The organism is Delftia tsuruhatensis (genome assembly GCF_903815225.1).
Classification (GTDB): Bacteria; Pseudomonadota; Gammaproteobacteria; order Burkholderiales; family Burkholderiaceae_C; genus Comamonas; species Comamonas tsuruhatensis_A.
Window position 1 is genome coordinate 2,948,393 of the sequence record NZ_LR813084.1, and the last position, 21,368, is coordinate 2,969,760.

A 21,368-nucleotide genomic window follows, 5' to 3' on the forward strand; every position below is an offset into this window, starting at 1 on the left:
ATGGGCTGATGATCGCCACACCAACCGACCAAGAGCTGATGGAACTGCTGGACCGCATTGCAGCGCAGGATGAACCCGCGCTTCGCAGCCTGTATGAGCGAACCTCGTCCCGGCTGTACGGACTTGCACTTCGTATCCTGGGCCACAAGGACTGGGCGGAGGATGTGCTGCAAGAGAGCTATCTGCAGATCTGGCGCACGGCGGCGGGTTATCGGGGCACGCTGAGCCCGCCGCTGGCCTGGATGGGCCTGGTGGTGCGCAGCCGGTCACTGGATTTCTTGCGGCGTCGGCGCGCGGAGCGATTGCACATCAACGAAGAATTCGACGAGGCCCGGTTTGCCGCGGAGCAGGATGTGGATGCGGGGCCGTTGCAACTGGCAGAAGCCGGCGAGCAGGCGACGGCACTGTACCAATGCCTTGAACGCCTCGAGCAGCGGCACCGTGAGCTCATCAGCCTGGCCTATCTTCGGGATCTCAGCCATGGGGAGTTGGCGACGCAGCTCAGACTGCCGCTGGGGACGGTCAAGACCTGGATCCGGCGCGGCCTGGAGCAGTTGCGCCGCTGCATGGCGCGCCATTGAGCGCAGCAAGGACGAAGCATGAACCTCGCTCAAAACCCCGAACTCCTGGACCGGCTGGCAGCCGCGCATGCGCTGGGCACCCTGCGCGGGGGCGCGCGCCGCCGCTTTGAACAGATGGCCCGCGACCATGCGCAGGTACGCGCGTCTGCGCTGCTGTGGCAATCGCGTTGGTCGGCGCTGGCGGAATTGCAGGCGCCGGTGCGTCCCGACGACGCGGTCTGGACGCGCATTGACAACCTGCTCCAGGCGGAAAAGCTCCGGGAAGCCCGGCTCCGTCGCCGCCGGCAGCCTGCGAGATCTTCCGGTGGCGGATCTTCCTGGCCAACCCTGGCCTGGTGGCGTGGCGCCGCGGTACTGGGGGCCATGGCCACGGTGGCGGCCGTGGCGGTGGGCCTGTGGTCGCACCAGGGCTTGAAAGACGATGGAGCGCGGCAACTGGCCGTGCTGCGAAGCCAGTTGCAGGCCAGTCAGCTGGCTTTGCAGGCGATGCCCCGGATCCAGTATGTGGCGGTGCTCGCGGACGATCGGGCGCGCGCCTCCATGCTTGTGACCTTTGATCCCGTCAAACGCTCCCTGGTTTTGCAGCGTGTCGGAGATTTCCAAGAGGCCGAGGACAAGTCGCTGCAACTGTGGGCGCTGCCCGCGCAGGCCGGGCCGCAGTCCCTGGGGGTCCTTGGGCGGGAGGGGGTGATCCGGCTCACGGCAGGCGCATCCGAGGTGGAGGGGATTCCCGCACTGGCCATCAGCCTGGAGCCTAAAGGGGGCGTGCCGGGTGAAGCTGGGCCGACCGGGCCTGTCCTTTTCAAGGGTGCATTGATCCGGCGAGAGCTGTAGCGGTTGCTGCGCAGTGCCTGGAGGTGCCTGCGAGGACCATCACTGAAAACTGGTATCTGGCCTGGGGAATGCCCCCGGCGCCTTGGCGCTCGCGTGGCTGGCGTGCGGGTGCGGCCGCGCGGCGCGGTCGGCAGGTCCGTGGGCCTCTGCATGGAGGTAGTAAACTGGCAAGCGCAGCGTGCGCTGCATGATGGGAATGGAGCTTCCTGAAGCCGCCCTTTGACGGGCTGATGGCTTCTGCCTGGGTGGGACGGTGTCTCCCGCCGCTGGCAGGTGCCGCCTTGTTCCTGCCCGGCGCAGCCGTCCCGTGTTTCGATGAAAGGACGGTCATGGGTATCTACGGTTTCATCCTTGTTTTCATTGGTGGCGGCCTCGGTTCCGCAGGCCGTCATGGCGTGAACTTGCTCGCCTCGCGCCTGGTGGGTGGCGCCTATCCGCTGGGCACGCTGGCCATCAATGTGCTCGGAGCCTTTGCCATGGGCGTGGTGGTCGAGTTTTTCGCGCTCAAGGCCTCTTTGCCGCAGAGCGCAAAGCTGTTTCTGACTACGGGCATTCTCGGCGGCTTCACCACGTTCTCCACCTATGCGCTGGAGATCGGCATGCTGTATGAGCGTGGCGATTGGCTGGCATCGGCGCTGTATGCGCTGGGCTCCCTGGTGCTGGGAGTGGGGGGACTGTTCGCCGGGCTGGCTCTGGTCCGCATGGTGGGCCACTGAGGCCTGTCATCTGCGCTATGCTGTGAACCATGGCATGCATGAAGACAGCACAGATTATTCGCACCATCCGGAGGGTGGTGGGTTAGTCTGCAGCGTACAGTGCCATGCAACCCGCCCGGAGGAGGCGGGTTTTTTCATTCCGTCTCCGGGTTCTTCGCAAGCCTTTCAGGAGATGGATATGCAGGTTTCCGACCAGTCCCGGCCCCCGGCCGCCACGATCGACGCAGGACGGGCCGTGCTGCACCTGGTCTGCGGCAAGATAGGCTCGGGCAAATCGACATTGGCCCGGCAACTGGCTTCGCAGCCGAATACGGTGATGGTCAGCGAGGATTCATGGCCGGCCGGCCTGGCGTGTACGGCGGGCTGAGGGGCGCTGTCCCTGAAAATTGCTGGGAGGCGCGCCAAAGTTGCGCCGGAATACGGCCGCGAAGGCGCTAGGGCTGTCGTAGCCATGCGACAGTGCCACTTGCAGCACGGAGGATCCTGCAGCCAGGCGGGGCAGGCTCAGCAGCAGGCGGGCCTGACGGCACCACGCGCCGAAGTTCATGCCGGTCTCGCGCAGAAACAGGCGCGCCAGGGTGCGCGGATGCATGTGCAGGCGCAGGCCCCAGCCGGACAGGCTGGCCTCCTGGGCCGGTTCGTCCACAAAGGCTCGGCAGCAGGCGGCCAGGGCCGCATGCCTGGGCATGGGCACATGCAGGTCCAGGGGGCGGGCACGCTCCATCTCGTCAAGGATCAACTGCATCACCCGCTCCTCCCTACCGCCCAGCGGGTAGTCCAGGGGCAGGTCCAGGGCTTCCAGTACCAGCTCGCGCAGCAGTGGCGTGACCTGCACGACCCGGCAGTGCTCCCACAGGCCCGGGCGCAGCCCTGGCTCGACGAACACGGTGCGCATGGCCACAGGGCCTGCGGCCATGCGGATCTCATGGCTGGCCTGGGGTGGCACCCAGACAGCACAGCCGGGCGGAACGACCCAACTGCCTGTCTCCGCACGGATCAGCATCACTCCCTGGGTGGCATGCAGCAACTGGCCGCGGCGATGGGCATGGGGCGCGATGACGGCGTCCGCCGCCATGTCGGTGGCAAAGGCCACGACGGGACGCGGCGTGTGCTCGCCCTCCAGGGGCATGGGTGGTGGCGCGGGCGGGACCGCCGCGGGGCCGGTGCCGCGGCGGTGGGTCGGGGCTATTGTCATGCTTGTCATTTTCTCGACGATTTTTGTTGTTTCGTAGCAGGAGGGCAAGCCGCCGCCTTCCTAGGATGGAGCACTTTCAACCTTCAGGAAAGCAACAGGAGTGGAGATGAGTTCCGTTTTTGAATCCAAGTGCACATCGGCCGGAGGCCGGCCATGAACCGCGCTCGTCTGGGCCTGCTCACGGGTACGCATGCCGTCAACGATCTGTACCAGGGGTTGGTGCCGGCGCTGCTGCCGTTCATGGTGCTGGAGCGTGGCTACAGCTATACGGCGGTCAGCGGTCTCATGCTGGCGGCCACGGGCCTTTCCAGCATGGTCCAGCCCTTGTTCGGTCTGTATGCGGATCGCTCGCCGCGGCCATGGATGGTGCCGGCCGGCTTCGTGGTGGCGGCCCTGGGGCTGGCGCTGGTGGGCACGAGCCAGGACTACTGGGTGAGCTGGCTGGCCGCCGTGCTGTGCGGATTGGGAATTGCCGCCTATCATCCGCCGGCCACGGTCGCTGCACGCAGGGCGGGGGGCAGCTCGCAGAAGGCGATGAGCGTGTTTTCCGTGGGTGGCACCGCAGGGGCATCCTTCGCCCCCATGCTGGCTGCGGCCGTGGTGGGGGGAGGGGGCCTGCACCGCAGCTGGATGCTGGCGCTGCCGGCGTTGGCCATGCTGCTCATCTGGTATGCCTGCACCTGGCGTGATGGCGCCGGCGCGCATGCCGGGCTGCGGCGTCCGGCCGTGGCGCAGGGTGAGTTGCCTGCCAACCACTGGCGTGCCTTTTTCTTGCTGTGCGGTGTGATCGTCTGCTGGTCGATTCCCTATGTGACGGTATTGTCCACGCTGCCCCTGTTCGTGACGCGCGAGCTGGGAGGCTCGGACTTCATGGGCGCTGCCACGCTGACTTCATTCACGGCGGCCGCGGCCGTGGGGACGCTGCTGGGGGGAACGATCGCGGATCGCCGGGGACGCATGGCGGCCATACGTGCAGGCTATCTCCTGGCCTTGCCTGCCCTGGGGGCCTTGGCGCTGGCCTCCACGGCCTGGGGGGCTCTGGCCTGCACGGTGGCTCTGGGCATCTGCATGTTCCTGCCCTTTGCCGCGCAGGTCACGCTGGCGCAGGACTATCTGCCGCGCAACCAGGCCACGGCCAGCGGCCTGACCCTGGGTCTTGCCATGTCGCTCGGTGGCATGGTGGCCCCGTTGTTCGGGATGCTGTCCGATGCGCGTGGATTGCGGTTTTCACTGAGCGTCGCGCTGTGCATTCTTTGCGTCGCGGCAGTCCTGGCGTGGTGCATGCGCAACCGGCGCAACGAGGCGCTTGCCATCAGCGCGGCGGCACGCGCCTGAGCGGCTTGCGGGCCGATCGCTCAACGAGGGCTTGGGCGCTCAGGCCTTGGGCTGGTCGCCATGTGCCTCGATGCGTTCCAGCGCGGCGCAGACATCGGCCATGCGCCCGGAAATGAACAGGCATTCCGGCTGCTCCTGCGGCGAGCGCTGGATGATGCGCAGGCGGGAGGGCTGGGCGGGCACGGCCAGCGGCTGTGCAGGCAACAGGGGCAGGAGCAACTGAGCCTCTCCCGCATCGCCCGTCTGGCGGGCTGCCTTGCCGCGGCGCTGCGGGCCGCGACGGCGGGCCTTGCTGAAGGAGATGATCGTGCCTTGTTCCGGGATGGCGGCAGGAGCAGGCGCGCTGGCGGCGCGCTGGCCGGTCTCCACGGCCTGAGCCATGGCGGCCGCTGGCAGGCGGATGCCCTGGGCCAGGCGCAGAAAGGACAGGGAGGACAGTGTTGGCAGAGCGAATCCCATGTGACGACTCCTGTTGGCGTGAATCAAAGAGGCATGGACACAGGCAGGATTGCGGTTTTCGGGCAAAGCTCCGCCCAGGGCGAAGCACAGGGGCTTCGCGCCTACCACCTGGACGATGCGGAAAATGGAGGCGGACTTGTCGGCGCGCCGGACCGGTTTACATGGACATGCTGTTGCGGATCAGCCCGACCGCAAGGCCTTCGATGGCGAAGGGCTCTTCGCGTGCCACACGGATCACCGGATAGTCGGGGTTCTCCGGCAGCAGTTCGACGCCTTGCGCTGTACGGCGCAGGCGCTTGACGGTGACTTCATCGCCCAGACGGGCGACCACGATCTGGCCGTTGCGCGCTTCGTGCGCGGACTGTACTGCCAGCAGGTCGCCGTCCATGATGCCGGCGTCGCGCATGGACATGCCGCGTACGCGCAGCAGGTAGTCCGGGCGTGTCTGGAACAGGGAGGGCTCGACGGAATAGGTCTGGTCGATATGTTCCTGGGCGAGAATGGGCGAGCCGGCCGCGACACGGCCCACCAGGGGCAGCATCAGCGGTGCCAGGGCAGACAGCGGCAGCGCGAAGCTCGTGCCACGTGCTGCGTTGATGTTGCGTACCGTGTCGGTGCGCAGGCGGATGCCGCGCGAAGTGCCGCTGACCAGCTCGATCACGCCCTTGCGGGCCAGTGCCTGGAGATGTTCCTCGGCCGCGTTGGCGGACTTGAAGCCCAGCGTGCCGGCGATTTCCGCGCGTGTCGGAGGTGCGCCGGTACGGGAGATCGCAGCCTGGATCAGGTCCAGTATCTGCTGCTGGCGGGCGGTGAGCTTGGGGTGATCGAGCATGGCGTGCGTCCGGTCTTGATGGGCAGATGGCGTGATGGACGGTCATCTGATGATTTATACAGTATCTGTATTTTTAACCAGTTTTCCGAGAGGTGCAAGTGGGGCAGTCGAAGTTGGTGATTCTGGGAACGGGCGGGACCATCGCCGGGCGGGCGGATTCTCAGTCCCAGGGGGTGGGTTACAAGGCTGGTCAGATCACGGTGCAGTCGTTGCTGGAGGCCGTGCCGGATCTGGAGCAGCAGGCAAGAGGGCCTGTGCAGACGCAGCAGATAGCGCAAGTGGACAGCAAGGACATGGGCTGGCCCGTGTGGCGCGCGCTGCTGCAAGCCTGCGCGCGGGCGCTGGAAGACAGCGAGACACGGGCCGTGGTGATCACGCATGGCACGGATACGCTGGAGGAGACGGCGTGGCTGCTTCACAGCCTGCTGCCGCCGATCAAGCCCGTCGTCCTGACCTGCGCCATGCGCCCCGCCACGGCGTTGCTGGCCGACGGGCCGCAGAATCTGCGTGATGCCGTGACCGTGGCTGCCAGTGGCGCGCGCAGCGGGGTGTGGGTGGTGGCCGGTGGCGAAGTGCATGCTGCCGAGCAGGTGCAAAAGGTCCACCCCTATCGCCTGCAGGCAATGCGCTCCTTCGAAGGTGGTCCCCAGGCACTGGTGGAGGAGGGGCGCGTGCGCTGGCTGGTGCCCGATGCGCCGTTCACGCGTCCGGCCTTGCCGGTGCCTAAGCCTTCGGACCTGCTGTCGCTCGATGAACTGCCCTGGGTGGAGGTGGTGTTCAGCGGGGCCCTGGCCCGTGCCAGCGGTGTGGATGCGCTCGTGGCGGCCGGCGTGCGTGGCATCGTGGTGGCCGGTACGGGCAATGCAACGGTCCATGAAGACATGGAGGCGGCGCTGCTGCGGGCCCATGACAAGGGTGTGTGGGTCTGGCGTGGCACGCGCTGCGCCGAGGGCCTGCCGGTGGCGGGTGGGTCGGCATTAAATCCGGTCGATGCCGACCTGGCGCAACTGCCCGTGGCCAAGGCGCGCATTGCGATGATGCTGGCCCTGGCTGCGCAGCCACGGGGCTGAGGTTTCTCGCGGCAGCGGTCACAAAAAAAGCACCCGGCGGGTGCTTTTTCCATGGCGCCGCGAGGGGCCCGCGTCATTCGGCCAGTGCGGCCAGCGCGCGCTGGGTGATGTCCTCGACGGAGCCCAGGCCGCTGATGGCGCGGTACCTGGGGGCTGCTGCGGCTTCCTTTTCCGCCCAGGCACGGTAGTAGTCGACCAGGGGGCGGGTCTGGCTGCTGTAGACGTCCAGGCGCTTCTTGACGGTTTCTTCCTTGTCGTCCTCACGCTGCACCAGGGCTTCGCCCGTCACATCGTCCTTGCCTTCGACCTTGGGCGGATTGAACTTGACGTGGTAGGTTCGGCCCGAAGCGGGGTGGGAGCGGCGGCCGCTCATGCGCTCGATGATGGCGTCGAAGGGGACATCGATCTCCAGCACATAGTCCAGCTTCACGCCGGCCGCCTTCATGGCATCGGCCTGGGGGATAGTGCGGGGAAAGCCGTCGAACAGGAATCCGTTGGCGCAATCGGGCTGGGCGATGCGCTCCTGGACCAGATTGATGATGAGGTCGTCACTGACCAGTTGGCCGGCGTCCATCACGGCCTTGGCCTGCTGGCCCAGGGGCGTGCCGGCCTTGACGGCGGCACGCAGCATGTCACCTGTGGAGATCTGGGGGATGCCGTACTTCTGGCAGATGAATGCGGCTTGCGTGCCTTTGCCGGCGCCGGGCGCGCCCAACAAAATCAGTTTCATGGAAGTCCTTGAGGAGAGTAGAAATTCTTGTCTGCCGGATCGGCCCACCGCGGCGGACAGTCCATGCGTCATATTTTTGTCGCGGGCAAGGATAGCACGCACTGGGCCAACACTGGCTTACAGGAGAGGGGCAAGACTGTCGCCTGTGCAAACCGCGAAAACCATGCCGGTGACGGCGTCGCATGCCCTGCGCGAAACGGTGATTGGCGATGCCCGGCATCGTCAATGGTGCGCCTGCGGGCATGGAGGGCTTCTCAGGTGGACAACTGCGTGCGCACCCGCTCCAGATCCTCGGGGGTGTCCACGCCAGGGCCTGGTGCATGGGATGTGACATGGACGGCGATACGGTGGCCATGCCATAGCGCACGCAACTGCTCCAGCGCCTCCATCGCCTCGGTCGGCGCGGGAGGCAGGCTCGGGAAGCTGCGCAGGAAGCCTGCGCGGTAGCTGTAGATGCCGACATGGCGCAGGGGCGCGAACCCGGGGTGGCCGGCCGCGGCCGAGGCTGTCTCCCACCAGGCCTGGCCCGCATGCTCGCGCGCGAAGGGGATGGGGGCGCGGCTGAAATAGTGGGCCATGCCCTGGGCGTCGCAGACCACCTTGACGACGTTGGGGTTGCCGAAGTCCGCGAGATTGTCGATGGCGTGTGCCGCCGTGCCCATGCTCGCCGAAGGCTGGCTGGTCAGCAGTTCGGCCACGGCGTCGATGAGGCCCGGCTCGATCAGCGGCTCATCGCCCTGGACATTGACGACGATATCCTGGCCATCGAGCCCGAGCAGTTCGCAGGCCTCGGCCAAGCGGTCGCTGCCGCTGGCATGGTCGCTACGGGTGAGCACGGCCGCGATACCGTGCGCGGCGCACGCGGCGATGATGCTTTCGTCGTCGGCCGCTACCACGCAGCGGGCGGCGCGGCTCAGCAACGCGCGCCGGGCGACGCGCACGACCATGGGCAGGCCCGCGATGTCGGCCAGGGGCTTGCCCGGCAGGCGGCTGGAGGACAGGCGGGCGGGAATCAGAACCGTGAAGGGAGCGGGGGGCATGGTGCGTGGCTGGGTAGAGGCAGGCGCTGGCAGTCAGGAGGAGGGCGGCGAGGACTGGCGGGCTCAGTCCTCAAGCTCGTCGTCATCAAGGGGGCGTGCCTCGTTTTCCAGCAGGACGGGAATGCCGTCGCGCACCGGGTAGGCCAGGCGTGCGCTGCGAGAGACCAGTTCCTGGCGCTCGCGGTCATAGCGCAGCGGGCCCTTGGTGACGGGGCAGACCAGCAGTTCGAGAAGTTTGGCGTCCATGGCAGATCCAGTGGTTAGAGGGTGAGGCCGGCCGGGGAACGCAGCCCAGGCCATGCTGATAGTCAGGCGCGCAAGGCCTGCAGCCGCCGCTCCAGCATCGACCAGAAGCCGGGCGGCAACCGCAGCTGCAGCGGGACGGCCCACGCAAGGGGATGGGTGCGCCATAGCTTGGCGGCATCCTTTTCGGTGCAGACCAGCGGGGCTGCATCGCTTCCAAGGCGCCGGAAGCTCTCAAAATTATAGTGATCCGGCAGCGCCTGGACATGCTCCAGCGCAAGGCCATGCTCCCGGCTCAGCATGGAGAAAAAAACCTCCGGCCGGGCCACCGCCGCGACGGCCTCCACCGGCAGGCCGCGAAGGGCCGCCAGCGCGATGCGCTCGCCGCGGGCATTGACGGCTTCGCTGGCGAGCTGACGTTGCATGGCAAAGGTGGGGGCGTCCGTCGCGGGGGGCGCTCCCGCGTGAAGCACGGCGGTAACGGGGCGGGGCCAGGGCTCGCGCAGCGGGCCTGCGGGCAGCAGCCATCCATTGCCGATGCCCTCGTCATTGAAGACGCACAGCTCGATGTCGCGGGCCAGGGCCAGATGCTGGAGGCCATCATCGCTGATGATCACATCGACCTGCGGGTGTCGTGCCCGCAGGGCCCGTACGGCCTCGATGCGCTGGCGGGCCACGAAGACCGGTGCACCGCTGGCGCGCGCCAGCAGTGCAGGCTCGTCTCCCACATCGGCAGGGGAGCTGTCCGGGAATGCCTCGCGGCAGTCGTCCGTGCCACGGCCATAGCCGCGCGAGACGATGCCCGGGTGCCAGCCGCCCTCGCGCAGGTGCCGGGCCAGGGCCAGCGTGACCGGGGTCTTGCCGGCACCGCCCGCGATCACATTGCCGACCACGATGACAGGGATGCCCGCCTTGCCGGCCTGCCGGATTCCCAGCACATATGGCAATCGGTGCAGGGCCCGCAGGAGCCGGTACAGCAGGGATAGCGGCAGCAGAACCCGGGCCAGCAGGCCGCGCCGGCGCCAGGCGTCGCGCAGGCCCCGGGCCTTGGCAGCGTTTCCTGTCCCTGGCATGGCGACGGGCTTTCAGCGGCCTGCGCTGGCCGAATTCTGCGTGGCGAAGGTGATCTGGGACAGCCCGGCGCGCCGCGAGGCCTCCATCACCGACACCACGGACTGGTGGGGGGCTGTGGCGTCGGCACTGATGATGACCACGCTGTCCTTGCCGGCGACGGCCGCCGCGGCCAGGGCCTGGGCCAGGCCGGTGACGCTGCGGTCCTCCACGGCATCCTTGTTGATGGCGTAGCGGCCATCGGCCGCGATGGCGACGATGATCTCCCGCGGGCGATCGCGCTGTTGCTCGACATCGGCCACCGGCAGGGTCAGCTGCAGTTCGGTGAACTTGCTGTAGGTGGTGGACAGCATCAGAAAGATCAGCACCACCAGCAGCACGTCGATGAACGGGATCAGGTTGATCTCGGGCTCGTCGCGGCGTCGGGGACGGAAGTTCATGGCAGGTCTCCCGGATGCGGTTTCACTTGCCGCCGACGCGCACGAGATGGCGCACGAACTGCTCGGAAGCCAGCTCCATGCCCAGCAGGTAGCCATCGACGCGGGCACGGAAATAGCGCCAGAAGATCAGGGCAGGAATGGCGACGATCAGGCCGAAGGCCGTGTTGTAGAGGGCGATCGAGATGCCGTGGGCCAACTGGGCGGGATTGCCACCGCCCATGGCGCCGCTGCCCTGGGAGCCGAAGATCTCGATCATGCCGATCACCGTGCCCAGCAGGCCCAGCAGCGGGGCCGCCGATGCAATGGTCGCGAGTGCGCTCAGGTGCTTTTCCAGTGAGTGCGCGGCGGCGCGGCCGGCACCTTCCATGGAGGCGCGAAGCTCTTCCTCGCTGCTGTCCGGATGCGTGTGCAGGGTGCGCAGCCCGCTGGCCAGCACCTCGCCCAGCGTGGAGTTCTGTGCCAGTTGCTGCACGACCTCCTGGCTGGGCAGGCCGCGCGATGAGACGGAAATGGCCTCTCCCAGCAGGGCAGGCGGCGCCACACGGGCCGTTTTCAGAGCCGTGAAGCGCTCGAAAACCAGGGCCAGGGCCAGGATGGAGCAGGCAATCAGAGGCCAGATCGGCCAGCCTGCGGCTTGTATGATCGACAGCAAGTTGTTTTCCCCCCGCGTTTGGAAACTGCAGCCGACGATTATGGCCCAACCGTGTGCCGTGCCCCGGCGTCAACGGGGCAGGATCATCCGAAAACTGCCGGCATGTATCCCTCTGGCGCATGGCGGAGGTTTGCTATAGCACAAATTTCTGTGGATAACTTTGTTATCAAGCCGGATGCGGCGAAGTCGCCCCCTTCGGTTGTGAGCGCTGTGACAAATTTGAATACTTTGTTTCAGTGAAAAATTCGTTTTGAATCAATGGGTTGAGAGGTGTTTGTGAACTTCTGGCTGCAGAGTGCCGCGAAAGTGCCGGGTTCGAGTCGCATGGCCGGGCCTGTGGAAAATGCTGCGCTGCATGGACCTCGGGAGGCCGCATGAATGGTGCTTTTGGTGCCGCGAATCCAGCAGCGGCGCCCCTGGTCTGGGAAGTCGGGGCGCTGTGCCGCGCCATAGGCGATGCTCTGCAGGCGCGTTTCAATCCTGTGGCGGTCCGGGGTGAAATCAGCGGCTTCTCGCGCGCCGCCAGCGGCCACTGCTACTTCAGCATCAAGGACGCGGGCGGGCAGATCCGCTGCGCCATGTTCCGGCGCGCCGCCCAGCTCATGGATTTCTCACCGCGCGATGGAGAACTGGTGGAGTTGCGCGGCCGGCTCGGTGTCTATGAGCAGCGCGGTGACCTGCAACTGGTGGTGGAGAGCATGCAGCGCGCGGGCCAGGGCGCATTGTTCGAGCAATTCCTGCGGCTGAAGGCGCAACTGGAGGCCGAGGGTCTGTTCGATGTCGCCCGAAAGCGGAGCCTGCCTGCGCTGCCACGCGGCATCGGCGTGGTGACCTCGCCGGGGGCGGCGGCCCTGCATGACGTGGTCACGGCGCTGCGCCGGCGCGTACCCCACATTCCGGTGGTGCTCGTGCCGGCCCTGGTGCAGGGCGCGCAGGCGCCGACTTCGCTGATCGATGCGCTGGAGCGCCTCTATCGGCTGGCAAGGACGCAGGCGCAGGGTGGTGCACCGCACATCGATGCGATCTTGCTGGTGCGTGGCGGTGGCTCGATCGAAGATCTGTGGGCCTTCAATGACGAGCGCCTGGCCCGCACCATCGTGCAAAGCCCGGTGCCGCTGGTCAGCGGTGTCGGGCATGAGACGGACTTCACCATTGCCGACTTCTGTGCCGACCTGCGCGCGCCCACCCCCACGGCTGCGGCTGAACTCGTGAGCCAGCCGCGCGACGTCTGGATGGGGGCGCTGCAACTGCTGCAGGACCGCCTGGAGGATGCCGTCCAACGGTCGCTGGAACGCCAGCAGCAGCGTCTGGACCTGGCCTCGCAGCGCCTGGGCCGTCCCAGCGGACAACTGGCCCGCAGCCAGATGCAGCTGGCCCGCCAGGCGCAGCGCCTGCGCCATGCCATGCAACTGCGGCTGCAGCGCACGGCGCAGGCCGGCCAGGGCCTTCAGGCGCAGTTGCCTTCCGGCATGCGGCGCGGGCTGGACCGGCGCGGCGAGCATCTGGCGCGCCTGGAGCTGCGGCTGCAGTTGCTGGATCCGCGGCTGGTGCTCCAGCGTGGCTATGCCTTGCTCACCGACACCGACGGGCGCCCCGTGACCAAGGTGCGCGGCGCGCCGCCGGGCACGGCGCTGCAGGCGCAACTGTCCGACGGCAGCCTGGACCTGGTGGTCACGCAGCCCCGGCTGCTCTGAGTGCCGCGCCCCGGTGCCGATTGGCTGGATTGCAGTCACTTCATATCCACCCGGGCGCTCCCTGGCCAAGAACGCCTGTTTGGCGGTGCTTTCACCGCAGGGCCACGAACTTGTTCCTACAATGCCTGTTCGGGTGCGTGGAGGCCAAGCGTGCAGCGATGCGCGCCGGGCCGCCCGCGCTACGGCCATGGCAGGCGCTGCTGCGCTCTGCGCAACAGGTGCTGGCCCGTCCTAAAAGAGTTCAACCACGAAGGAAACACCATGGAACATACCTTGCCCCCTCTGCCTTATGCGATCGACGCCCTGGCTCCCCACTACAGCCAGGAAACGCTGGAGTTCCACCATGGCAAGCACCACAACGCCTATGTGGTGAACCTGAACAACCTGCAAAAGGGCACGGAATTCGAAAGCATGACCCTGGAGGAGATCGTCAAGAAGTCTTCCGGCGGCATCTACAACAACGCGGCCCAGATCTGGAACCACACCTTCTTCTGGAACTGCATGGCCCCCAACGGCGGCGGTGAACCCTCGGGTGCCCTGGCCGATGCCATCAACAAGAAGTGGGGCAGCTACGCCGCCTTCAAGGAAGCCTTCGTGAAGTCGGCCGTGGGCAACTTCGGCTCCGGCTGGACCTGGCTGGTCAAGAAGGCCGACGGCTCCGTGGACATCGTCAACACCGGCGCCGCCGGCACGCCGCTGACCACCGAAGACAAGGCCCTGCTGACCGTGGACGTCTGGGAGCATGCCTACTACATCGACTACCGCAACCTGCGTCCCAAGTTCGTCGAGACCTTCCTCGACAAGCTGGTGAACTGGAAGTTCGCCGAGCAGAACTTCGCCTGATCGACGCCTCTGCCTCAGTCCAAAAAGCCCCGGGAGGGGCTTTTTGTTTTTCAGGGTGTGGCCCAGGGCTTGCGACGCAGTTGCCAGCCTGTCCACAGCGCGGCCGCCACCAGAAGCAGAGCGGCACTGCCGATCACGGCGATGAAGCCCTGGTCGAAGGCCGTACGCGCCAGCCCGGCCAGTTGCTCCGATGCGTGCGGCGCAAGCCGCTCGGCGGCCAGCAGGGCTTCGTCCAGGCTGTCGCGCACGGTGGCGGGCAAGGAGTGCCCCGAGGGCAACCGCAGCGCACCTGCGTAGACGGCAGACAGCAAGCTGCCCATCAGCGTCACGCCCAGCGCGCCGCCGAGCTCGTATGAGACTTCCTCGACGGAAGCGGCCATGCCGGCCCGGTCGGCGGGCGCGCTTTGCATGATGGTGCTCGATGCCGTGGTCATGGTCGCGCCTATGCCCACTCCCAGCAGGGCCAGCGCCGCCACCTGTGGCCAGCCGCCCGTGGCATGGACCAGCAGATAGCCCCCCATGCCCAGGCCCGACATCAGCAGCGATGCAGGCAGCATGCGCGCGCTGCCCAGGCGTGGAAGCCAGTGGCCGGCCACGGGGCCTGCGACAAAGGCGGCCAGGGGAAGCGGCAGCACGGCCAGGCCTGCCTGCAGCGGCGACTGGCCCTGCACCAGCTGCAGGCGCTGGCTGAACACCAGCTCCATGCCGATCAGTGCGGCGGCGGCGACCAGGGCCGAGGCCACGGCCGTGGCAAAGGCTGGGTTGCGGAACAGCCTGAAGTCGAGCAAGGGGTCGCTGCTGCGGCGCTGGTGCCTTGCGAACAGGGCCAGGAAGCCCAGCCCCAGCAGCAGGGCGAGGGCGGCCAGGCCCCAGTCGGGGGATGTCTTGCCGGCCTCCTTGATGGCGTAGGTCGCACCCATCAGGCCGGCCATGACCTGCAGCGAGCCGACCAGGTCCCAGGGGCGGCGCGAGGTGGGGCCGGTCCGGGGGATCAGCCACCAGGCAAGCGGCAGCGCCAGCAGCACGATGGGCACGTTGATCAGGAAGACCGAGCCCCACCAGAAGTACTCGAGCAGCAGGCCGCCGACCACGGGGCCGAAGGCCGCGCCGCCCGAGGCGACCGAGGCCCAGATGCCGATGGCCAGCGCGCGCTCGCGCTCGTCCGGGAAACTCAGCCGTATCAGGGACAACGTGGCCGGCATCATCATGGCCGCGCCCGTGCCCAGCAGGGCACGCGAGACGATCAGCAAGGCGGCCGAGGGGGCGAAGGCCGCACACAGCGACGCCAGGCCGAAGACACCCAGTCCCGCCAGGAACAACCGCTTGTGGCCCAGCCTGTCGCCCAGCGTGCCCATGCCCAGCAGCAGGCCCGAGACGACGAGGGCATAGATGTTGATGATCCACAGCTTGGCCGATGCCGTGGCGGCCAGGTCATGCGTGAGGCGCGGCAGCGCCGTGTAGAGCACCGTCATGTCGATGACGATGAGCAGCAGGGCCACCGAGACGATGGCCAGAACCAGCCAGCGGCGCGGGTCGGCCGCCCCGGTATGGGAAAGATGTCCCGCGGCAACGTGCGAGGACTGTGTTTGCGTTGTGAACGCCATGAGGCACCTGTCTGCCGGGCAGCTTGCGGGCCCGGATCCTTTCTTGATGAAGATCCCAGTTTCCATCAATCAAATGATTTATCAGAGTTTGATTTGATCTATAAAATTGATGAATGGAATGGACTCTCGACAGACTCCGGCATTTCGTGACGGTGGCCGAGGTCGGCACCATGACCGAGGCGGCGCGTCGCCTGGACCGCGCGCAGTCGGCCGTGAGCACGGCCATCAGCCTGCTGGAGGCCGACCTCGGACTGGAGCTCTTCGATCGTGTGGGGCGCCATGTGCGGTTGACGGCCGCAGGCGAAGTGATGCTGCTGGAAGCGCAGTCCCTGCTGCGCCAGGCCCAGGCCATGGACCTGCGCGCCCGTGCGCTGGCCGGCGGGGAGCAGGCCAGGATGGCCGTGGCGCTGGACGAGGCCTTGCCTTATGTGCCGCTGGCCCAGTTGTTCAAGGAGTTGGCCGTGCGCTTTCCCTCCCTGGAGCTGACCGTGCTCAACGGCACGGCGTCCGAGGTGGCGGAGCATGTGGCCGCGCAACGAGTCCAGCTGGCTTTCCAGTTCGATCGGGCGCCGGCGCCGGCCAGCTGCGCGCAGCGCCATATCGGCAGCGTGCCGCAGACCGTGTGCGTGGCACGGGGGCATGCGCTCGACGGTGCGTTGCCCGTGACACGCAGGCAGCTGGCGGTGCATCGCCAATTGCTCATGCACATCGATGGTGTGGAGGAGACGGTGGTCAGTCCCGCTGTCTGGCGCTCCAACAGCTTCTATGTGATCGCCGACATGGTGGCCGATGGCCTGGGCTGGGCCATCCTGCCCTTGAACATCGCCGAATTCGGTGACCTGCGCCCCCACCTGAGCCAATTGAGCTGCGAGGACCTGGCACTGCCTCCGCTGACGGTGCGCATGCTCTGGCTCGAAGGTCTGGCTCCCGGTGCCGCCGCCCTGTGGATGCGCCAGCGCCTTTCCGAATTGCTGGCAGCCATGGCACCCGCTTGAGGAGCGGCTTCTCTCGCGTCGGGAGGCTCGTGCGTCAGGCGGTGGCTGTCACAGGGGCCGTGCGGGCTCCGCGCTCACGTGCCTGGCGCGAAGCCAGCAGGCCCAGTGCCCACATGGCGGCACCCGCCAGCAGCGCGACCATGAAGGAGACGCGTGCGCCCCAGAGATCCGTGGCCCAGCCGGCTGCCGCGGCGCCCAGTGCCACACCCATGGCCAGGCCGGTCAACAGCCAGGTCATGCCTTCGGTCAGGCGCTGATGGGGCACCTGCTGCTCCACCAGCCCCATGGCCACCGTGATGGTGGGCCCGAAGGTGATGCCGGCCAGCAGCACGGCCAGCGTCAGCGTGAACACATTGGTCGCCAGCAGCAGGGGCACGGCCGTGATGCAGACCGAGGCCCCCACCCAGGCGATCTGCCGGTGCAAGGGCGCCCGCAGGTGCAGCGTGCCGAACACCAGTCCCATCACGCAGGATCCCAGTGCGTAGAAGGACAGCACGATGCTGGCAGCGGCCGGCTGGCCCTGCTGCGCGGCGAAGGCCACACTGGCCACATCGATGGTTCCGACGATGATGCCCTGCGCCAGCATGAAAAGCGCCAGGGTACGGACCACGGGATGGCGGGCCAGGGACTGCTGGCGAACGCCTTGCGGTGCTCCGTCCACGGGTGGCTCGGTACGGCGCTGGGCCACGAACAAGGCCACGCCCACCAGCAGCAGCAGCGAGGCCGCCAGGGGGCCGGCCTCAGGGAACAGCACCATGCTCAGCCCCACGGACAGGGGCGGGCCGACGATGAAGCAGACGTCGTCGAGCACGGCCTCCAGTGCATAGGCGGTCTGCAGTTGCGGCGTGCCGCGCAGCAGCACCGTCCAGCGTGCGCGAACCATGGCCGGCATGCTGGGCAGGGCGCCCACCAGGGCGGCCAGCACCAGCAGCAGCCATGCCGGCCCCTGCCAACGGGCGCAGGCCAGCAGGGCGAACATGGCCGTTGCGCTGATCGCCGCTGCCCAGGGCAGTACCTTGCGCTGGCCATGGCGGTCCACGAGGGCCGAGATGCGCGGCGCCAGCAAGGCGATGGACAGTGCAAAGCAGGCGGCAACCGCGCCGGCCAGCGTGTAGGCGCCTCGCTGCTGCGACAGCATGGTGATCAGGCCGATGCCCGTCATGGAAAGCGGCAGGCGGGCCAGGAGCCCGGCCAGCACGAAGGCGGCCGTGCCGGGCAGGGTGAACAGCTGGCGGTAGGCTTGGAACATGGAAACCTCGGAGAGCGGGGAGCCGCTGCAGTCACATACGCGGCGTATGTCAGCGATTCTACGGGCTGTGCATGACGCCCGGTATCATTGGCATACGTTTTGTATGTGAATGGAGCATGCCATGCGCAAGAGCCGGGCCAGCATGATCGAGGAGACACGCGCCAAGCTCGTGCGGGCCGCGCGCGAGGCCTTTGGCCGCCATGGCTATGCCCAGGCCTCGATGGACGAGCTGACGGCCAGCGCGGGGCTGACGCGCGGCGCGCTGTACCACCACTTCGGTGGCAAGCCGGGGCTGCTGGCGGCGGTCGTGGCCCAGATGGATGCCGAGATGGACGCGCGCCTGGAGCAGGTGCTGGCCGACCATGCGGATCCCTGGGAGGGGTTTCTCGCCTATTGCCGCGCCTATCTGGCCATGGCGCAGGAGGCCGAGATACGGCGCATCGTCCTGCAGGACGCGCGTGCCGTGCTCACGGGCACGGACCAGGGCGAGCAGCACCGGCACTGCATCGCTTTCGTGGCAGGCTACCTGGAGCAGCTCATGGAGCGCGGCGTGATCGTGCGCGCCAGTGCGCTGGCGATGTCTCGCCTGCTCAATGGTTGCCTGGTGGAGTCCGCGTTCTGGATCGCCGAGGAAGATGCGCCCGCCGAACGCCTGCAGGAGGCCATGCAGGCGTTGGAGCTGACGCTGGGCGCATGGAAAATTCCCACGCCCTGAAGTGGCGGGCATGGCGCGCTCCTTCGCCGGGCCCGGTCAGCGGTACTTGGACTCCAGCGCGTCCCACGAAGGCTTGCCGACCAGGCGCTGGCGTTCGGCGAAGGGCGCCACCACCGCAGGATCCTCGTGCACCTTGCGCTCGTGGCGCAACTGGCCCAGCGCCTTCTGCATGCCGGCCAGGGCGCCCTGCAGCGCGGCGTTGGCGTAGAGCACGAAGCCGTAGCCCAGGTCGGCCAGTTCGTCGGCGTCGGTGATGGGGGTCTTGCCGCCGATGACCATGTTCATGAGCTGGGGCGTGGTCAGGCGCCGCGGCAGCGCGCGGATCTCCTCGGCCTGGGTCACGGCCTCGACGAAGAGGATGTCGGCGCCGGCCTCGGCAAAGCGCTGGGCGCGCTCGACGGCGGCCTCGAAACCCTGCGTGGCGCAGGCATCGGTGCGGGCCATGACCAGCGTGCCCTGGTCGCGGCGTGCGTCCACGGCGGCCTTGATCTTGCCCAGCATCTCCTCCGTGGAAATCACTTCCTTGCCGTTGAAATGGCCGCAGCGCTTGGGGCTGATCTGGTCCTCGATCTGGATGCAGTCGGCGCCTGCGCGCTCCAGCGTGCGCACGGCGTGATAGGTATTGAGCGCGTTGCCGAAGCCCGTGTCGGCGTCGACGATCAGCGGCAGCTCCACGGCATCGCGGATGCGTGCCGTGTGATCGGCGATGTCGGTCAGGCCCATGAAGGCCTGGTCGGGCAGGCCGAACCACATGTTGGTGACGCCGGCGCCGGTGACATAGATGGCCTCGAAGCCGAGATCGGCCACGACGCGTGCGGACAGGGCATTGAATGCGCCGGGCACAAGCACGCCGCGGCGCGCTTCGGCCAGGGCCTTGAGTTGTTGCTTGGTGTTCATGTGCGGTGGTGTCGGAGAAAGTAGGAAAGAGAGGCGGCTGGCTCAGTCCAGCGTGATGTTGGCGTTCTTGATGACCGGGCCCCACTTGGCGCGCTCGGCTTCAATGAATTTGCCGTAGGCCTGGGGCGTGCCGCCCATGACCACGCCGCCCGTGTCCTCGATCATGGCGCGCACTTGCGCGTCCTTGAGCGCTTCGTTCACGGCCTTGTTCAGGCGCTCGATCACGGCGGGCGGGGTGCTGGCCGGCGCGATCATGCCCAGCCAGTTGTAGGACTCGAAGCCCTTGATGCCCGCCTCGTCCAGCGTGGGCACGTCGGGCAGCACCTTCAGGCGCTGCCTGCTGGAAACGGCCAGTGCCTTGACCTTGTCGCCCTGGATGGCGGGCAGGGCCGCGTAGCCCATCTCGAACATGAAGGCCAGATGGCCACCCATCAGGTCGGTGGCCGCCAGCGCGCCGCCCTTGTAGGGCACGTGGACCATGTCCGTGCGCGTCTGGAAGGCCAGCAGCTCGCCCGACAGGTGGTGGGCGCCACCCACGCCTGACGAGCCATAGGTCAGCGTGCCCGGCCTGGCCTTGGCCGCCGCGACCAGCTCGGCCACGGTCTTGAACGGCTGGTTGGGCGCGGTCGTCAGGATCAGCGGCGCCTCTTCGATCAGGATGACGGGCTGCAGGTCGCGCGCGGCGTTGTAGGGCAGCTTTTTCATCAGCAGGGGGTTGGTCACCAGCGGGCCCGGCGAGCCGAAGCCGAAGGTGTGGCCGTCGCTGGCCTTGGCAATGGCATCGGTGCCCGTCACGCCGCCCGCGCCGCCGCGGTTGTCGATGACGATGGGCTGGCCCAGGCTTTGCCCCAACCTGTCCGCGATCTTGCGGGCGCGCGTGTCGGCAAAGCCACCGGCCGCATAAGGCACGATGAGCTTGATGGGCCGCGAGGGCCAGGAGTCCGCGCCCTGGGCGCGGGCGGCGGCGGGTGCACCGAGCAGTGCGGCGGCCATGGCGGCCGCAGCCAGGGCCATGCCCGGCTGGAGGATGTTGCGGCGGGTGTGCATGGTGTCTCCTTGGGAAAGGGATGATGGTGCCGAGGGGCGCCTCACTTTTCCTGCATGTTCGCGGCCTTGACGATCTCGCCCAGGCGCTTGCGTTCGGTGTCGGTGAACTTCACGAATTCGGCCCGCGTGCCGCCAATGGGCTCGATCCCCAGGCCCTTGAGCTTGTCGACGGTGGCAGGCTCCTTCATGGCCTTGTCCACGGCGGCCGCCAGCCTGTCCAGGATGGCGTCGGGCGTGCCCCTGGGCGCATGGATGCCGGCCCAGTGCGCGATCTGCAGATCGGCGAAGCCCTGCTCCACGGCAGTGGACAGCTGCGGGTAGGCCGAGATGCGCTGGGTCCAGGTGGTCGCCAGGGCCTTGAACTTGCCTTCGTTGATGATGTGGGGCAAGGCGATGATGCTGGCCTCCGAGGTGCCCTCCACCTGGCCGCCGAGCACCGCCGTCGTGCTCTCGGAGCCGCTCTTGTATGGAACGGGTTGCAGCTTCGCTCCGTACTTCACGTTCAGCATCTCGGCCACGAAATGCGGCGTGCTGCCCGTGCCTGCGGTGGCGAAGTTGAAGCCCTGGCCCTTCTTGGACGCTTCGACGAAATCGCGCAGGTTCTGGTAGGGCGCGTTCTTGGGAACGACGATCACCGAGGGCGCCAGGCCGATCATGGCCACCGGCACCAGGGCATCGTCCTTGAACGGCATGCTCTTCTTGATCATGCTGTTGGAGATCACGCCCGCCGCGCTCACCAGGAAGGTATAGCCATCGGGTTGGGCCTTGGCCACGATGTCGGCACCGACCGTGCCGCCGGCGCCAGGGCGGTTGTCGATGACCACGGGCTGGCCCAGGATCCTGGAGGCGCCTTCCGCAGCCGAACGTGCCATCAGGTCATTGGCACCGCCCGCCGAAAACGGCACGACCAGGCGGATGGGGCGCACAGGCCAGGCGTCGGCCGCATGCGCCGGGAAGGCGCCGGCCACGCCGGCCAGGGGCAGCGTGGCTGCCAGCAGGCTGGCCAGGGCGGTGCGGCGGGGCATGCGCAAGGGATGGATCATGGAGTCTCCTGGGGATACTTGAAGCAATTGAAACGCCGCCGGTGATTGCAAGCACCATGCCATCCAATCAAAGGGTAAACCCT

At 67.5% G+C, this 21,368-nt stretch carries 23 protein-coding genes and 1 pseudogene; 10 read left to right on the top strand and 14 right to left on the bottom strand.

Going from position 1 to position 21,368, the window contains the following annotated elements; genetic code table 11:
• Positions 1–8 precede the first annotated feature (8 nt).
• The 4 genes and pseudogenes from L1Z78_RS13405 to L1Z78_RS13420 all read left to right on the top strand — a co-directional run.
• Entirely contained in the window at positions 9–581 is a 573-nt protein-coding gene (locus L1Z78_RS13405; protein WP_234642163.1) for an RNA polymerase sigma factor, read from the top strand.
• An 18-nt stretch (positions 582–599) separates the two neighbouring features.
• A complete protein-coding gene (locus L1Z78_RS13410; RefSeq protein ID WP_234641967.1) occupies positions 600–1,415 on the top strand; it encodes an anti-sigma factor in 816 nt (271 codons plus the stop codon).
• 329 nt (positions 1,416–1,744) lie between these two features.
• The gene (gene crcB, locus L1Z78_RS13415; protein ID WP_234641968.1) at positions 1,745–2,131 is read left to right on the top strand and encodes a fluoride efflux transporter CrcB; all 387 of its coding nucleotides are present in this window, start codon (positions 1,745–1,747) and stop codon (positions 2,129–2,131) included.
• A gap of 178 nt (positions 2,132–2,309) precedes the next feature.
• Positions 2,310–2,480: pseudogene (locus L1Z78_RS13420) on the top strand (AAA family ATPase); the annotation flags it as partial.
• On the opposite strand, the gene L1Z78_RS13425 reads toward L1Z78_RS13420, so the two are convergent.
• Positions 2,463–3,335: an AraC family transcriptional regulator gene (locus L1Z78_RS13425; protein WP_418921700.1), complete on the bottom strand. Its 873-nt coding sequence runs from the start codon at positions 3,333–3,335 to the stop codon at positions 2,463–2,465. The pseudogene L1Z78_RS13420 and the gene L1Z78_RS13425 sit on opposite strands and share 18 nt — an antisense overlap.
• A gap of 144 nt (positions 3,336–3,479) precedes the next feature.
• Between L1Z78_RS13425 and L1Z78_RS13430 the strand changes: the two genes are divergently transcribed.
• On the top strand, positions 3,480–4,661 hold the full coding sequence (locus L1Z78_RS13430) for an MFS transporter (RefSeq protein WP_234641969.1): 1,182 nt from the start codon (positions 3,480–3,482) through the stop codon (positions 4,659–4,661).
• Positions 4,662–4,700: 39 nt separating this feature from the next.
• On the opposite strand, the gene L1Z78_RS13435 is transcribed toward L1Z78_RS13430, so the two are convergent.
• Together L1Z78_RS13435 and lexA are read right to left on the bottom strand one after the other, a co-directional pair.
• Entirely contained in the window at positions 4,701–5,120 is a 420-nt protein-coding gene (locus L1Z78_RS13435) for a hypothetical protein (RefSeq protein ID WP_234641970.1), read from the bottom strand.
• 157 nt (positions 5,121–5,277) lie between these two features.
• Positions 5,278–5,952, bottom strand: coding sequence for a transcriptional repressor LexA (lexA, locus tag L1Z78_RS13440; protein ID WP_234641971.1), 675 nt, complete (start codon positions 5,950–5,952; stop codon positions 5,278–5,280).
• Positions 5,953–6,050: 98 nt separating this feature from the next.
• On the opposite strand from lexA, the gene L1Z78_RS13445 reads away from it, so the two are divergent.
• The gene (locus tag L1Z78_RS13445; protein WP_326491980.1) at positions 6,051–7,022 is read left to right on the top strand and encodes an asparaginase; all 972 of its coding nucleotides are present in this window, start codon (positions 6,051–6,053) and stop codon (positions 7,020–7,022) included.
• Positions 7,023–7,095: 73 nt separating this feature from the next.
• Here the strand turns inward: L1Z78_RS13445 and adk are convergent, their stop codons facing one another.
• The 6 genes from adk to L1Z78_RS13475 all read right to left on the bottom strand — a co-directional run bounded on the left by adk (position 7,096) and on the right by L1Z78_RS13475 (position 11,198).
• Complete coding sequence (gene adk / locus L1Z78_RS13450) at positions 7,096–7,752, bottom strand: adenylate kinase (RefSeq protein WP_234641972.1); 657 nt, start codon at positions 7,750–7,752, stop codon at positions 7,096–7,098.
• 254 nt (positions 7,753–8,006) lie between these two features.
• Positions 8,007–8,792 carry a 3-deoxy-manno-octulosonate cytidylyltransferase gene (kdsB, locus tag L1Z78_RS13455; RefSeq protein ID WP_234641973.1) on the bottom strand — a complete coding sequence of 262 codons (786 nt, stop codon included), beginning with the start codon at positions 8,790–8,792 and terminating at the stop codon, positions 8,007–8,009.
• A 63-nt stretch (positions 8,793–8,855) separates the two neighbouring features.
• Entirely contained in the window at positions 8,856–9,038 is a 183-nt protein-coding gene (locus L1Z78_RS13460) for a Trm112 family protein (protein ID WP_234641974.1), read from the bottom strand.
• A 62-nt stretch (positions 9,039–9,100) separates the two neighbouring features.
• Entirely contained in the window at positions 9,101–10,108 is a 1,008-nt protein-coding gene (gene lpxK / locus L1Z78_RS13465) for a tetraacyldisaccharide 4'-kinase (RefSeq protein WP_234641975.1), read from the bottom strand.
• A 12-nt stretch (positions 10,109–10,120) separates the two neighbouring features.
• Positions 10,121–10,546, bottom strand: coding sequence for an ExbD/TolR family protein (locus tag L1Z78_RS13470; RefSeq protein ID WP_234641976.1), 426 nt, complete (start codon positions 10,544–10,546; stop codon positions 10,121–10,123).
• Between the two features lie 22 nt (positions 10,547–10,568).
• Entirely contained in the window at positions 10,569–11,198 is a 630-nt protein-coding gene (locus L1Z78_RS13475; protein ID WP_234641977.1) for a MotA/TolQ/ExbB proton channel family protein, read from the bottom strand.
• A gap of 374 nt (positions 11,199–11,572) precedes the next feature.
• Between L1Z78_RS13475 and xseA the strand changes: the two genes are divergently transcribed.
• Together xseA and L1Z78_RS13485 are read left to right on the top strand one after the other, a co-directional pair.
• Positions 11,573–12,892: an exodeoxyribonuclease VII large subunit gene (xseA, locus tag L1Z78_RS13480; protein ID WP_234641978.1), complete on the top strand. Its 1,320-nt coding sequence runs from the start codon at positions 11,573–11,575 to the stop codon at positions 12,890–12,892.
• Between the two features lie 261 nt (positions 12,893–13,153).
• Positions 13,154–13,735 carry a superoxide dismutase gene (locus L1Z78_RS13485; protein WP_234641979.1) on the top strand — a complete coding sequence of 194 codons (582 nt, stop codon included), beginning with the start codon at positions 13,154–13,156 and terminating at the stop codon, positions 13,733–13,735.
• A gap of 50 nt (positions 13,736–13,785) precedes the next feature.
• Here L1Z78_RS13485 and L1Z78_RS13490 read toward each other — a convergent pair whose 3' ends face one another.
• On the bottom strand, positions 13,786–15,339 hold the full coding sequence (locus tag L1Z78_RS13490) for an MFS transporter (protein WP_234641980.1): 1,554 nt from the start codon (positions 15,337–15,339) through the stop codon (positions 13,786–13,788).
• A 113-nt stretch (positions 15,340–15,452) separates the two neighbouring features.
• Here L1Z78_RS13490 and L1Z78_RS13495 point away from each other — a divergent pair, with 113 nt between their 5' ends.
• On the top strand, positions 15,453–16,334 hold the full coding sequence (locus tag L1Z78_RS13495) for a LysR family transcriptional regulator (protein WP_234641981.1): 882 nt from the start codon (positions 15,453–15,455) through the stop codon (positions 16,332–16,334).
• A 34-nt stretch (positions 16,335–16,368) separates the two neighbouring features.
• Here the strand turns inward: L1Z78_RS13495 and L1Z78_RS13500 are convergent, their stop codons facing one another.
• On the bottom strand, positions 16,369–17,583 hold the full coding sequence (locus tag L1Z78_RS13500) for an MFS transporter (protein WP_234641982.1): 1,215 nt from the start codon (positions 17,581–17,583) through the stop codon (positions 16,369–16,371).
• A 121-nt stretch (positions 17,584–17,704) separates the two neighbouring features.
• Here L1Z78_RS13500 and L1Z78_RS13505 point away from each other — a divergent pair, with 121 nt between their 5' ends.
• Entirely contained in the window at positions 17,705–18,298 is a 594-nt protein-coding gene (locus tag L1Z78_RS13505) for a TetR/AcrR family transcriptional regulator (RefSeq protein WP_234641983.1), read from the top strand.
• 36 nt (positions 18,299–18,334) lie between these two features.
• On the opposite strand, the gene L1Z78_RS13510 is transcribed toward L1Z78_RS13505, so the two are convergent.
• Genes L1Z78_RS13510 through L1Z78_RS13520 form a run of 3 tightly spaced genes read right to left on the bottom strand, consistent with a single transcriptional unit; the run spans position 18,335 to position 21,285 of the window.
• The gene (locus L1Z78_RS13510; protein ID WP_234641984.1) at positions 18,335–19,195 is read right to left on the bottom strand and encodes an isocitrate lyase/PEP mutase family protein; all 861 of its coding nucleotides are present in this window, start codon (positions 19,193–19,195) and stop codon (positions 18,335–18,337) included.
• A gap of 42 nt (positions 19,196–19,237) precedes the next feature.
• Positions 19,238–20,242, bottom strand: a complete 1,005-nt coding sequence (locus tag L1Z78_RS13515) for a Bug family tripartite tricarboxylate transporter substrate binding protein (protein ID WP_234641985.1) — start codon at positions 20,240–20,242, stop codon at positions 19,238–19,240.
• Positions 20,243–20,283: 41 nt separating this feature from the next.
• The gene (locus L1Z78_RS13520) at positions 20,284–21,285 is read right to left on the bottom strand and encodes a Bug family tripartite tricarboxylate transporter substrate binding protein (RefSeq protein WP_234641986.1); all 1,002 of its coding nucleotides are present in this window, start codon (positions 21,283–21,285) and stop codon (positions 20,284–20,286) included.
• Positions 21,286–21,368: the final 83 nt, after the last annotated feature.

Bases quoted from the DNA above. Each gene is read 5' to 3' on its own strand.
- L1Z78_RS13405 (WP_234642163.1), top strand. From the start codon at position 9: ATGATCGCCACACCAACCGACCAAGAGCTGATGGAACTGCTGGACCGC.
- L1Z78_RS13410 (WP_234641967.1), top strand. From the start codon at position 600: ATGAACCTCGCTCAAAACCCCGAACTCCTGGACCGGCTGGCAGCCGCG.
- crcB (WP_234641968.1), top strand. From the start codon at position 1,745: ATGGGTATCTACGGTTTCATCCTTGTTTTCATTGGTGGCGGCCTCGGT.
- L1Z78_RS13425 (WP_418921700.1), bottom strand. From the start codon at position 3,335: ATGACAAGCATGACAATAGCCCCGACCCACCGCCGCGGCACCGGCCCC.
- L1Z78_RS13430 (WP_234641969.1), top strand. From the start codon at position 3,480: ATGAACCGCGCTCGTCTGGGCCTGCTCACGGGTACGCATGCCGTCAAC.
- L1Z78_RS13435 (WP_234641970.1), bottom strand. From the start codon at position 5,120: ATGGGATTCGCTCTGCCAACACTGTCCTCCCTGTCCTTTCTGCGCCTG.
- lexA (WP_234641971.1), bottom strand. From the start codon at position 5,952: ATGCTCGATCACCCCAAGCTCACCGCCCGCCAGCAGCAGATACTGGAC.
- adk (WP_234641972.1), bottom strand. From the start codon at position 7,752: ATGAAACTGATTTTGTTGGGCGCGCCCGGCGCCGGCAAAGGCACGCAA.
- kdsB (WP_234641973.1), bottom strand. From the start codon at position 8,792: ATGCCCCCCGCTCCCTTCACGGTTCTGATTCCCGCCCGCCTGTCCTCC.
- L1Z78_RS13460 (WP_234641974.1), bottom strand. From the start codon at position 9,038: ATGGACGCCAAACTTCTCGAACTGCTGGTCTGCCCCGTCACCAAGGGC.
- lpxK (WP_234641975.1), bottom strand. From the start codon at position 10,108: ATGCCAGGGACAGGAAACGCTGCCAAGGCCCGGGGCCTGCGCGACGCC.
- L1Z78_RS13470 (WP_234641976.1), bottom strand. From the start codon at position 10,546: ATGAACTTCCGTCCCCGACGCCGCGACGAGCCCGAGATCAACCTGATC.
- xseA (WP_234641978.1), top strand. From the start codon at position 11,573: ATGAATGGTGCTTTTGGTGCCGCGAATCCAGCAGCGGCGCCCCTGGTC.
- L1Z78_RS13485 (WP_234641979.1), top strand. From the start codon at position 13,154: ATGGAACATACCTTGCCCCCTCTGCCTTATGCGATCGACGCCCTGGCT.
- L1Z78_RS13490 (WP_234641980.1), bottom strand. From the start codon at position 15,339: ATGGCGTTCACAACGCAAACACAGTCCTCGCACGTTGCCGCGGGACAT.
- L1Z78_RS13495 (WP_234641981.1), top strand. From the start codon at position 15,453: ATGGAATGGACTCTCGACAGACTCCGGCATTTCGTGACGGTGGCCGAG.
- L1Z78_RS13500 (WP_234641982.1), bottom strand. From the start codon at position 17,583: ATGTTCCAAGCCTACCGCCAGCTGTTCACCCTGCCCGGCACGGCCGCC.
- L1Z78_RS13505 (WP_234641983.1), top strand. From the start codon at position 17,705: ATGCGCAAGAGCCGGGCCAGCATGATCGAGGAGACACGCGCCAAGCTC.
- L1Z78_RS13510 (WP_234641984.1), bottom strand. From the start codon at position 19,195: ATGAACACCAAGCAACAACTCAAGGCCCTGGCCGAAGCGCGCCGCGGC.
- L1Z78_RS13515 (WP_234641985.1), bottom strand. From the start codon at position 20,242: ATGCACACCCGCCGCAACATCCTCCAGCCGGGCATGGCCCTGGCTGCG.
- L1Z78_RS13520 (WP_234641986.1), bottom strand. From the start codon at position 21,285: ATGATCCATCCCTTGCGCATGCCCCGCCGCACCGCCCTGGCCAGCCTG.